General features: G+C 60.2%; 10 protein-coding genes. 4 read left to right on the plus strand and 6 right to left on the minus strand.

Annotated features, from left to right (window positions below; translation table 11 throughout):
• From PLL20_19905 to PLL20_19915, 3 genes are all read right to left on the minus strand, one after another.
• The coding region (locus tag PLL20_19905; protein HPD32265.1) for a hypothetical protein at positions 1-673 on the minus strand (673 nt) is incomplete at its 3' end.
• Positions 674-1,236: 563 nt separating this feature from the next.
• Positions 1,237-1,608, minus strand: a complete 372-nt coding sequence (locus PLL20_19910; protein ID HPD32266.1) for a hypothetical protein — start codon at positions 1,606-1,608, stop codon at positions 1,237-1,239.
• A gap of 80 nt (positions 1,609-1,688) precedes the next feature.
• A complete protein-coding gene (locus PLL20_19915) occupies positions 1,689-2,153 on the minus strand; it encodes an N-acetyltransferase (GenBank protein ID HPD32267.1) in 465 nt (154 codons plus the stop codon).
• Between the two features lie 363 nt (positions 2,154-2,516).
• On the opposite strand from PLL20_19915, the gene PLL20_19920 reads away from it, so the two are divergent.
• The 3 genes from PLL20_19920 (at position 2,517) to PLL20_19930 (ending at position 5,639) form a co-directional block, all read left to right on the plus strand.
• Positions 2,517-3,917 (plus strand): replication-associated recombination protein A, encoded by a 1,401-nt coding sequence (locus PLL20_19920; GenBank protein HPD32268.1) that lies wholly within the window; start codon positions 2,517-2,519, stop codon positions 3,915-3,917.
• Complete coding sequence (locus PLL20_19925; GenBank protein ID HPD32269.1) at positions 3,914-4,513, plus strand: 5-formyltetrahydrofolate cyclo-ligase; 600 nt, start codon at positions 3,914-3,916, stop codon at positions 4,511-4,513. The genes PLL20_19920 and PLL20_19925 overlap by 4 nt, the downstream gene beginning before the upstream one ends.
• Positions 4,514-4,577: 64 nt before the next feature.
• Entirely contained in the window at positions 4,578-5,639 is a 1,062-nt protein-coding gene (locus tag PLL20_19930; protein ID HPD32270.1) for a L,D-transpeptidase family protein, read from the plus strand.
• A gap of 61 nt (positions 5,640-5,700) precedes the next feature.
• On the opposite strand, the gene PLL20_19935 is transcribed toward PLL20_19930, so the two are convergent.
• From PLL20_19935 to PLL20_19945, 3 genes are all read right to left on the minus strand, one after another.
• Positions 5,701-7,452 carry an acyl-CoA dehydrogenase family protein gene (locus tag PLL20_19935; protein HPD32271.1) on the minus strand — a complete coding sequence of 584 codons (1,752 nt, stop codon included), beginning with the start codon at positions 7,450-7,452 and terminating at the stop codon, positions 5,701-5,703.
• Positions 7,453-7,454: 2 nt separating this feature from the next.
• Positions 7,455-8,486 carry an electron transfer flavoprotein subunit alpha/FixB family protein gene (locus PLL20_19940; protein ID HPD32272.1) on the minus strand — a complete coding sequence of 344 codons (1,032 nt, stop codon included), beginning with the start codon at positions 8,484-8,486 and terminating at the stop codon, positions 7,455-7,457.
• Positions 8,487-8,586: 100 nt separating this feature from the next.
• Positions 8,587-9,501, minus strand: coding sequence for an electron transfer flavoprotein subunit beta/FixA family protein (locus PLL20_19945; protein HPD32273.1), 915 nt, complete (start codon positions 9,499-9,501; stop codon positions 8,587-8,589).
• 335 nt (positions 9,502-9,836) lie between these two features.
• On the opposite strand from PLL20_19945, the gene PLL20_19950 reads away from it, so the two are divergent.
• Positions 9,837-10,061 carry a NifU family protein gene (locus PLL20_19950; GenBank protein HPD32274.1) on the plus strand — a complete coding sequence of 75 codons (225 nt, stop codon included), beginning with the start codon at positions 9,837-9,839 and terminating at the stop codon, positions 10,059-10,061.
• Positions 10,062-11,294: the final 1,233 nt, after the last annotated feature.

Consider the following 11,294-nt stretch of genomic DNA (forward strand, 5'->3'; position numbering starts at 1 on the left):
GAGGGTCCTCAGCTTGAGTCTTTAGCTGCCCGGGTGGAAGGGCTTGCGGAGCGCCGGATCTGAACTCATTCTTGCCACCACCGATAGACCGGCCAAGGGCCTCCTCATGAGCGCGGGTCAGCAGCTTGAGCAAAGCAGGCCTTTCGTAGTGGGTCACATAAGGCAGACGCATGCGCTCGCCCGGCTTAGCGGGCTCGGCGGACTTGAAGTGACTATCGGCGGCCAGTTCGGCCAGCGACATCTTCAACCGCTTCTGTACCTCGGCGGACATGTAGGTCAATTCTCCCGGCGACGACTTGGCGATGAGCTGCGTGACCAGGAAACCTGCCCATTCGAAGTTCCTGTCCTGATACTTGGAGATGACCAGATCGAGCTGCTCGAGCTTCTCCACGTCAGGCTGAATCGGCGGAGCCTCAATCTCGGCCGGAGCAGATGACGGTTGCGATTGGCTCGGGCCGCCTCGCTCGACGCGGGCAATGTTGAACCGATGGATCTGGCGAACAAAGGCGATGCCGTCCGGCCGGCTCTGCCGCAACCAAACCTCATCTTCGGTCTCGTTGACGATCTGCCCTTCGAGCCGCTGGCCGTTGTACATGATCACAGCGTCGGCCCGTGTCGAGACGGCCGTCGACAGCACTAGCAGACCGGTCATCAGAAACCGACGTGTGTTCATCGCCCGACATCCCAGACGCAAATCGTTCTTTCGCTTGGACCGCGCCCGCAACCGCGACCCTGGAGGCACGCCCTCTCCAATCTGCTTTTCAGGCGGCCAAGCATTATACGCCGCGCCCACCACCCGGGAACAGAATGGGCGGAACGAACCTGGCTCCGGACGCATGGGAGGTCAGGCGGCGTCTATTCCGGATAAGGCAAGCAGATTCAACGTTGGTCAGAGGCGATGGGTAAAGGGGCGCAGCGGACTCGGGATGCGGGCGGAGGTACTGGCTTGCGAACAGGGACCTCATCCGGAAACCGCGCCCAATCCGGCGGCGTCTTCATGAGTTTCATCCACCTCTGCCGGCTCAACGACTTCGATCCCTTCGATTTCCTGACCGAACTGCAACGTCACGCTGCAACCCCGGCCGCTCGACCTGAGAACTGGATGCCTTGGAACCGCCGCGAAGGCCTCGGGGCTACCTCTCCTGCCTGACCGGCTGCGACCCCAAACCACGCTGCGCACGCTTACCGAAAGGACACGAATCGGACGGGAACGGGGATGTCCAGCGGGACTGCCCGTTACTCTCGCATCTTCGGGTACTTGGTCTGTCGCTGCCAGGCCGGTCGTGCGTTGCGAATCTCAACGACCACCCAACCCACGCAGATCAGAAAGACCATGAAGCACGCCATACTGAACAATAGGATCAGGCTGCTCAAGCCGCTGGCCGCCGCCTCCGGCCGGGATCGCCGTAACGGACGGTCGGGGCTGGCCGGTCCCGGTTGAGTGGCCGGCGCCGGTGCGCTGGCCGTCACAGCCGCCGGCTGACTCGTCAGCGGCTTGTGTTTGATGTACCGACTCAAGAGCAGCAAGACCACACCACCGACCAAGGCCAGCAATCCGTACAGGATTGGTTTCCAGGGCAAAACGAATGAGGATTTGTGCTTTGACATGCGTTTGGTTTCCCAGATTGAGCACTCGCCCGTCCCGTAGCGGCAAGCCGGCACTCTTCTGCCGGATCATCGATCGCGACTCACGACAATTCATACACCATCGCAACCTCGTCACAATGCTCCTGGAGGGGACAGCGAATGCAGTCCGTCCATACCTTGTGCGGCAAAGTCTCCTTGGGAACAACAGCAAACCCCAACTTCTCGAAGAAGACCTTCTCGCGGGTTAGGGCAAAAAGCCGCTTCAGCGCCAGCCGTCGGCCTTCCTCGATGGCGGCACCTACCAGGTGACGACCTATTCCCCGACCACGGTACGATTCCTCGACAGCCAGACTCTTCACCTCGGCCAAATCGCGCCACACGAGCTCCACCGCCACACAACCCCGGACTTGCTCGCCCTCGCTCCCGCATTCTACCCAGACGAGAAAGTCGCGCAGATGCTCGTAAAGATCCGCATACGAACGAAACAGCATCCGATTCAGCTCAGCGTGATAGGTGACCAGCCGATGGATTTCCGGCACGTCTTTCATCATTGCGTTGCGGATCAATGACGGCTCCGTAAAAGCGGCCAGCGAGGACAAAACAATCGAAGTGTATCGTAAGCACCCCGAAATCAGAAACAAGCGCGTCAGGCCCGGGTCATTGAAGCACTCACAAGCAGCCGGGAGCAAGCCGCAGGGGTTTGTTGGACCGGCAAGGCACGCTGCGGCGCTTGTCCTGCAAGGCGACTTGCTCCCATCTGCGCGGCTACATACCATTGTTCCTTATCGGACGCAGGAGGCAGACGGCCAAGCCGTCGTCCGGGCAATTGGAGACCTGCTTGGTCGCTCCCGCACAGATCGGGCCTGTCTCTGCTTGCCGCGTTGCATCGTCCGATCCGCACGACGTTCTAACGAGGCCGCTGTTGAGCCATGGACTTGTTTTCTCAACAGAGAAAGGACGCTTTCAACCGGGTCCAGCCGTTGGCCGTTTCAATGCGCCCCCGCACACTGGAAGAGTTCGTCGGTCAGGAACACTTTCTCGGCCCGGGGAAGCTCCTGCGACGCCTCCTGGCGGCGGACCGCCTTAGCAGCGCCATTTTCTACGGCCCACCGGGTACCGGGAAAACCACGCTGGCCCATATCATCGCCGGAAAAACCCAAGCTGCGTTCATCGAAGTGAACGCCGCGGCGGTTGGCGTGAAGGAGGTCCGGGGGATCCTGGAAGAGGCCAAAGAACGGCTTGCCAGCACTGGCAAGCGTACTGTCCTGTTTCTGGATGAGATCCACCGGTTCAACCGTGCTCAGCAGGATATCTTGCTTAACGACGTCGAGAACGGTCTCATCATCCTGATCGGAGCAACAACGGAAAACCCATTCTTCACCGTCAACTCGCCCTTGGTATCTCGCAGCCAGATCTTTCAGTTCGAGCCCCTGACCAAAGAGCATATCCGCATTCTGCTGCGTCGTGCGGTGGCCGATCCGGAGCGGGGCCTTGGCCGATACAAGGTCGAGATCCAACAGGAGGCCATTGAGCACTGGGCGACGACCTGTGACGGAGACGCACGCAGAGCGCTACTCGCGATGGAGGTCGCTGTTCTGTCACAAATTGATTCAACAACATCTGAAGCGTCGAACCCAATCGTCGTTGACCTCAAAGTAGCTGAGGAGTCGATCCAGCGGAAGGCGATCACTTACGATGGAAGCGGAGATGAGCATTATGACGCTGCCAGTGCGCTCATCAAGAGCATGAGGGGCAGCGATCCCGATGCAGCCGTCTACTGGTTGGCCCGCATGCTGGAAGCGGGCGAAGATCCCCGATTCATCGCTCGTCGAGTAGCCATTTGTGCCGCGGAAGACGTGGGCAACGCCGACCCCCATGCCCTCGTGGTAGCCAATGCCGCAGCCCAAGTCACCCTTTTGGTCGGCATGCCCGAATGTCAACTGGTGCTCAGCCAAGCCGTGATCTATATCGCCTGTGCCCCAAAATCGAACGCCTCAGCCGCAGCCATCTGGACGGCCACCAAGGATGTTCGGGAGGCCCGGACCATTCCTGTCCCAAAGCACCTCCGCGATTCACATTATCGGGGAGCGGCCAGAATGGGACACGGAACGGGCTATAAGTACGCCCACGACTACCAGGGCGGTTTTGTGGAGCAAGATTATCTCGGCGTCGATAAAACCTATTACACCCCGACCGACCGGGGGCACGAAGCCGTGATACGCGCTTACTTGGCTTCGCTGGCTAACCAGACGGAAAAACGTCCAGGCGGGCCGCTTGGTGGTTCCAAAGAAAACCGACCCCGCGAGATCGGAACTGACGATTCAAGATGAAGCCGGCAACTACGCCCGATCACGACGCCTCAAAGAAAGAACTCAGGCAACGGCTGCGGCAGGTCCTGGACGGTATTTCGTCTGAAGAGTTGAGTCACCGCTCTCATTTGGCGTGCAATAAGCTCATCGCCACCTCGGTCTACGAGCAGTCTGATGTCATCATGGTTTTCCTGTCACTGCCTCGCGAGGTGGATACGACACCTCTGGTGCTACATGCTTGGCGGGATGGCAAACGGGTTCTGGCTCCAAAGGTGAACTGGGATCAACGACGGATGTTACCGATTGAGATTGTCTCTTTGACCGACAATATCATTGGGGGGGCGATGGGTCTGCGCGAACCGGTCGAGGGCACGCCCTTTCCCGTCGAGCAGATCGATCTGGTGGTCGTGCCGGGCCTCGGTTTCGACCTCAAAGGAAACAGGATCGGACGGGGGAGAGGTTTTTACGACCGGTTCCTGAAGCACGAGGGCTGGAAAGGTACCTCTTGCGGCTTGGCTCTTGAAGACCAGGTGGTGGAACACGTGCCGATGAGCGAGCACGATGCAACGGTCGATATGTTGGTGACCGACGCGGCCGTCCGGGTTTTTCGGAAGTAGGTTGTGCCGGTCATGGGTCGTGTGAACTGCTGCCGATCCGCACTAGCGGTCAGGAGTATCAGAAGTGGCTTACGGACGAAGGCGCCGTCGCAAGTCTCGTTTCATGTCCCGGTTCATCATTCTGCTGCTGATCGCCGGCGGCGGCTACTACGCGTATGTCAAGTACTACAAGAAACCGGGAGCCCCAGGCCCGGAGTCCACGGCGACGGCTCCGTCCGACGTCCGAACACAACCTCCAGGCGGTGGGGTGCTGACTCCGCCTCTGGAGGAGCAGTTTGGCGGGATCGCCGGATCGCAACCCGCCTCGCAACCGACCGCCAGTCGTCCCTTCTGGGCAACGGTTCAGCCTTTTGAGAAGGAGCCTATCGCAGTACCGCCGGCCGATCAGATTGAGGCCGTCTATCAGGAGGGCATGCAGGCTTGGCAAGCCGGCGACCTGTTGAAGGCCCGCGATGCCCTGAACCGGACACTGCACGGCGACATCCCGGTCGAGCGGCAGGCGCAGATTCGCGAAATCCTCAATCAGATCGCTGAGAAGACCATCTTCTCGCTCGATCTCCTCCCGGGCGAAACACTTGCCGAGGACTACGTCGTTCAGCAGGGCGACATGATGCAGAAGATCGGACGGCAGTACAAGATTACCGAGGAACTGATCAGCAGCATCAACGGCGGCATGAACAAGAACTTCATCCGCGCCGGCCGCCGACTCAAGGTGATCAAAGGCCCCTTCCACGCCACCGTGGTTAAGAGCAGTTTCGAGATGCACCTCTATCTACAAAACGTCTACGTACGCACCTACAAGGTGGCATTGGGGGCCGATAACAGCACGCCCTCCGGCAAGTGGGTGGTCACCGAACGTCTGACGAATCCCACCTGGACCAATCCGCGAACCGGCCAGCGGATCGCGGCCGATGATCCCCAAAACCCGCTCGGCGAATACTGGATCGCGCTTGAGGGCATTGAAGGCCGCGCCATGGGCCAGAGCGGCTACGGCATCCACGGGACCATCGATGACAGCAGCATTGGCACTCAGGCATCCATGGGTTGCGTCCGGCTGTCCAGCAAGGACATCGAAGTGGTCTACTCAATGTTGGTGCCCGGCTCGACGGTGACCATCACCGAGTAGCCGGTGTCGACGCTCACAGTGCCCGGGGCGTTGAGTTTCCGCCAAGCCCTTCGGCCATCGCTCACTTTGGGACGGGTACCGGACCGGCGAGAGTCTGATATTCGTCCAGGGCGGATCGATCGCCGCTGCAGACCAGCTCAATGTCGCGGCGGATGGAAGGCAGGCTTGTCATGATGAAACGCCTGGCAACGCGCCGTTTCCGCTCATTGTTTTCCGCCTGGCGCAGCAGCAGGTGACCGCACAATACTGCGACGGCACTGTCCACCAGCCTGCGACCGGACAGATCCATATACTCGTTGGATTGCGTTTTGACGAAGGCCACGCCCTTCAGTACCAATTCCCGGGCTTCCAGCAGCCGGGCTTTCAGCTCGTTGAGCAGGGAGTCGGAGTATTGACGGGTTTCGTATTCGGCGGCCTGCTTCTCGAATACTCCTGAGCACACGCCGCGGACGGCCGCCACGATCTGAAGCTGGCTTGTGCCCTCGTAAATCGTGGTGATGCGGGCATCGCGGAGATACCGCTCCACAGGATAGTCCTTCATGTAGCCTGAGCCGCCGAGCACCTGCAGCGCGTCATTGGCCACCTTGATGCACATCTCCGACGCGTAATACTTGCTCATGGGAGTGAGCATGCCGTTGAGCCGCTTGTAGGTCCGGGCATCCGCCTTTCGCCGCTTGAGCTCCTCGGGATCAGTGGGCGTGAAGTAGTCCAGGATCCGGATGTTGTTGTTCTCGAAGTCGCACACGCGGCAGGTCTCGTAGACCAGCGCCCGGGCGGCTTCGATGTGCACCTTCATATCCGTGACCATCTCCGCCACCGCCGGCAGTTGCTCGATCGGCACGCCGAACTGCTTGCGGCTGTGAGCGTATTCGCGGGCCACTCGATACGCGGCCTCGGCGATGCCCAGCGATTGCCCCGCGATGCCGACCCGCGCACCGTTCATGAGGCTCATGACGTAGGTGATCAACCCCCGTTGTCGCTCGCCGATCAGCCGGGCAGGTACGTTCTGAAAAACCAGCTCGCAGGTCGGCGAGCCGTGAATGCCCAGCTTCTCTTCCAGGTGACGAACGCGAATTTGCGGTCCGCGCTCGGCAAGAAACAGGCTCAATCCGCGGCCGTCGGAGATCTCCGGCTCGCTGCGGGCCAGCGTCAGCAGAACCTCGCCGCAGCCGTTGGTGATGAACCGCTTCACGCCGTCCAGCCGCCACTGGCCGTCCTCATCCTGGTACGCGCGCAGACTCACCGATTGCAGGTCGCTGCCGGCATCGGGCTCGGTCAATACCATCGCTCCGGTCACTTCGCCTTTGGCAAACCGCGGCAGGTATTCAGAGCGAATGTCCTCGCCGGCAAAGGCATAAATCGTCTCGGCGATGCCTTGAAGGCCGAAAATGTTCATCAGCGAGGCGTCGGCCCGGCTGACGATCTCGATCGCCATGGTATAGATCAAACAGGGGCAATTCAGCCCGCCGTATCGCCGCGGGAGCGTGAAACCCATCAGATCGGCCTTGGCCAGGACGTTGAGGTTCTCGCGCACGTTCTCATTCAGCGTCACGGTGCCATCGGGATTCAGCCGGTTTCCCTCATGGTCGATCTTTTCCGCCCGCGGCGCGATATGATCGCCGGCGATTTCGCCGACCAGGGTCAGCACGCGACGGTAGTTGTCGATGGCGTCGGCCGCGTCCACCGGCGCATATTCGTAGCCGTTCCCGCGGTCGCGGGTGAAGTTATCCTCCTGGACGGCAGCGATCTCCGCCAGGTCGAGATGGTTGAACAAAAACTGAAGGTCTTCATTGTCGAGAAAGAAATTCGCCATGTTTACCGGGCTCGTTCCTTGATCGCCTTGATCATCATCGGAATCACTTTGTTCAGATCGCCCACGATGCCATAGTGTGCGACGGAGAAGATCGGGGCGTTGGCGTCCTTGTTGATCGCGATGATCTTGGCGGACTCTTCCATGCCCGCGCGGTGTTGGATGGCCCCGCTGATCCCGCAGGCCACGTACAGGGCCGGGCGCACCGTGGTGCCGGTCTGGCCGATCTGGTGTTCTTTGCCGATCAGGCCGCTGTCGACGGCAGCGCGGGAGGCTCCCACTGCGGCGCCCAGGACACCGGCCAAATCGTAGATCAACTGGAAATTCTCCTTGCTGCCGACTCCCCCGCCGCCGGCCACGATCACGCGCGCACCCTTGAGGTTAACCTTCTGCTTCTCGCGGTGTCGTTCGACGATTTTGACCACCCCGGTAACGCCATCAAGGCTGACCTTCTCGAGAATGAGGTCCCCCGTTCGTTTCGGGTTGCCATCGGCCAGGCGCATGACGCCTTCGCGAACGGTCGCCATCTGCGGCCATCGCCGGGGATTCACGATCGTGGCGATGATGTTCCCACCAAAGGCCGGCCGAATCTGCAAGAGAAGGTCCTGGAACGTCTCCTTGCTCTTGGGATCGGTGTAGTCGCCGATGTCCAAGTCGGTACAGTCCGCGGTCAGACCGGCCTTCATTTCCGAGGCCACCCGGGGCGCCAGGTCGCGTCCCAGCGCCGTGGCCCCATACAGCACGATCTGCGGCTTATGCTTGTTGATCAACTCACAGATGACGCGGGCATACGGTAGCGTGCGGTAGTACTCCAGTTGCGGATCGTCAACGCAATACACGTTGTCAGCGCCATGGGCGATCAACCGGTTTGACAAGTCGCGCACTCGATACCCCGGCAACACCGCTCCCATCTTGACCTTCAGGCGGTCTGCCATCTCGCGGGCCTTGCCGCAGAGCTCCAGCGATACCTCGCTGAGATTGCCGTCTTCCTGCTCCGCGAAGACCCAGACTTCACCTTTCCGATTCGGTTCAATCATATCTGCTCGACTCTCAGTCCAAGCCGTCAAACCCCGGTTTTCCCCCGGAAACTGCAACCACCGGAACGGGACGCCGACGGCCGACCGCTGATCGCTTACGTCACCCCAGTGTATGATCCACAATCAGCTCGTGAATCATTTTTCGGATACCCTCCTCCGTCGCGGGAACCTCGGCGTATCCTTCTTTCTTCAACACAATCGACTGGATTCGGTGGACCTTTGTCGGCGAACCCGACATGCCGCACCAGGCCAGATCCGCTCCAATGTCCTCCAGATCCCACTGCTCGATCAGCAGCTTGCGGCTCTTGAGATCAGCCGCTCTGCGGGAGACCTCCCTCGCCTGCTCATCGGCCGACGCCTGCGGCATCTGCTGGGCGACGTCCGCGGCAATCTCGGCCTCCGCTCGGGCTCGTTTGTACAGCATGATCCGTTTGGCCGCCGCCGGCCGCGGCTGGTTGGCCGTATCAAGCACCGTCATCAACACCGGCAGCCGGCATTCCACAATCTCCCAGCCGTTGCCGACATTGCGGCGTGCCCGGATCGTCCGCCCTGCCAACTCCACGATCTGTTCCAGGTACGTAACCTGCGGAATGCCCAATTTTTCAGCCATCTGTGGACCGACTTGGGCGGTATCGCCATCAATGGCCTGACGACCACAGAAGACAATGTCGAACTTGCCGAGGGTTTTGACGGCTCGTGACAGGATGTAGCTGGTCGCGAGTGTGTCGCTGGCCGCGGCACGACGATCCGTCACCAGAATGGCGCGGTCCGCCCCTCGGTACAGGCAGTCCCGCAGCACCTCACAAGCGGTCGGCGGCCCCATCGTAACCGCAGTCACCGTACCCCCGTGCGTCTCGCGGACCCCCAGAGCCGCTTCGAGAGCATGCAGATCCTCCGGATTGAAGATGGCAGGCAAGGCCGCACGATTCACCGTTCCATCGGCCTTCATGGCCTCGCCGGTGATGTTGGCAGTATCCGGGACCTGCTTGACACATACAACGCAATCGTAGCTCAACCCACTGCTCCCACGCTCACGACCCGATCCGCCCAAACCACCACCCCCGCCGGGTGCAGGCACACCCCTTCCCTGGCTCCGATCAGGTGTAGTCGGATCTTACCCCCGATGCAGCACCGGGCCGCCTCAGGCAATAGAGCCGAGATGTTAGCCGTCGATTCCCAGACCGTCAACGCCGTCCCTGCGTACCGCAAGCCCCGGACAAGCCCTCACACAGTTCGCTTGTCCTGAAGCCTTTGGGGAACTATACTTAGGGCAGTCGTAATACTGCGACCGTGGTTACTCACAAGAGGCCCAACACCATGCCAGACACAACCGGCGATGCAGCAAACTCAATCCGTGCCCGCGTGGCGGCCGTCATCGAGAAAATCCGACCGTATATCCAAGGGGACGGTGGCGATATCGAGCTGGTCGACATCGACGCCAACAACGCCGTCCACGTCCGGCTTCAGGGCGCCTGCTCAGGATGCCCCTCGGCTGCGATGACACTCAAGATGGGTGTGGAGCGGGCCATCAAGCAGCAAGTGCCTGAAATCACGGAAGTTGTCCGGGTCGGGTAGTACCGACCTGCCCTTCCAGCGGCAACGCGATTAGCATCTGATCCGACTGCCGAATACTGCCATGTCACGGGCGAACCGGCCGCGCAGCCGAGTCTCCCCCGTCGGCCATCCGATGGACGATGACTCGTTGAAGGCCGTGCAGCAGTCAGTCATGCGCAGCGCGCTTCTCCGGACCGACGGCTGTCAGGCAAGAACCGCCGCCCGAACCGGGAATCTGCCTGCCTTCCCGCAGGCGCCCGCGGAAACAACGTGATGAAACAGACCAATCACCCCTTCTTGGCCCAGGAGCAATCAGCGCGGGTGCCCGACCTCGTTTTTGAGGCGGGGGAGCGACGATCACGGCGGGCAACGCTTCCAGCGAACACCCCCCGGCAAGCTCGAACCTCGCCAGGGTGCAGGCGGAATCGACCCGACCACTCGCTTCTCGGCAAACCCGGCAGAGATCAAGGCATGCGCAATCGACCGCCCAGGGAATCGGCGATGATTCATTGATGACGCGCGGGTCATCCATTAAGAACTCTTCCTGTCACCCCCTCTCCTTCTGGCTGATGCTGCACCAAAAAGAAGTATGAAATCCAGCAAATCTCAAAAAAATGGTGCTCAACCCTTGCCAACCGATGATCTCTCGTGTATGCTTCTTGCAGTTGTATCAAATTGCAGGATCTCAGAGATGAAGTAGGGTAACGCATAATGCGGTCTACCCTTCTTCTTCTTCTTCTTGTTGTTGTTGTTGTTGTTGTCGTCTCAGGCAGTCGGCCGGTTCATCGGCTCCGGTGAACACGACCAAAGGAGGTCTGCGCACATGAAACGGCTCATCGTCTTGGCGGTTCACACAGGCAACGAAGGACGGTTTGGCATGTATCCTTGTCCGGTATCCAGGAGCGGGAGGACTCTATGAGGAATTCTAGATGGGCCCTTGCTTTCTTTCCGTCGCTGACTGTTATTGCCAGCACGGTCGCAGGCACCGGGACTGATCTTCCGGAGGACAAACCAATCCACGAGATGGCGGACAGTGAATTGCTTACGTACATGGGATGGCTCCGCAACACAGTTACTGAGCCGTCGGAGCGACTTGCGCGGGTGGCCATACGTTCTGTCGGGCAACCATATTGCTTTGGTTCATCCTCGGCCATGTTCGATCACAGGAAAAGCGATTGCGTCACCTTTGTCGAACACTCGATGCCAGCGTCGTTCTGAAAGTGCAGAGATTTCGCCGGTTTGAATATGTAGTCT

The organism is Phycisphaerae bacterium, from assembly GCA_035384605.1.
Taxonomy (GTDB): Bacteria; Planctomycetota; Phycisphaerae; order UBA1845; family PWPN01; genus JAUCQB01.

Excerpts from the sequence above, each read along its gene's own strand:
- PLL20_19910 (HPD32266.1), bottom strand. The coding sequence starts at position 1,608 with ATGTCAAAGCACAAATCCTCATTCGTTTTGCCCTGGAAACCAATCCTG.
- PLL20_19940 (HPD32272.1), bottom strand. The coding sequence starts at position 8,486 with ATGATTGAACCGAATCGGAAAGGTGAAGTCTGGGTCTTCGCGGAGCAG.
- PLL20_19925 (HPD32269.1), top strand. The coding sequence starts at position 3,914 with ATGAAGCCGGCAACTACGCCCGATCACGACGCCTCAAAGAAAGAACTC.
- PLL20_19920 (HPD32268.1), top strand. The coding sequence starts at position 2,517 with ATGGACTTGTTTTCTCAACAGAGAAAGGACGCTTTCAACCGGGTCCAG.
- PLL20_19935 (HPD32271.1), bottom strand. The coding sequence starts at position 7,452 with ATGGCGAATTTCTTTCTCGACAATGAAGACCTTCAGTTTTTGTTCAAC.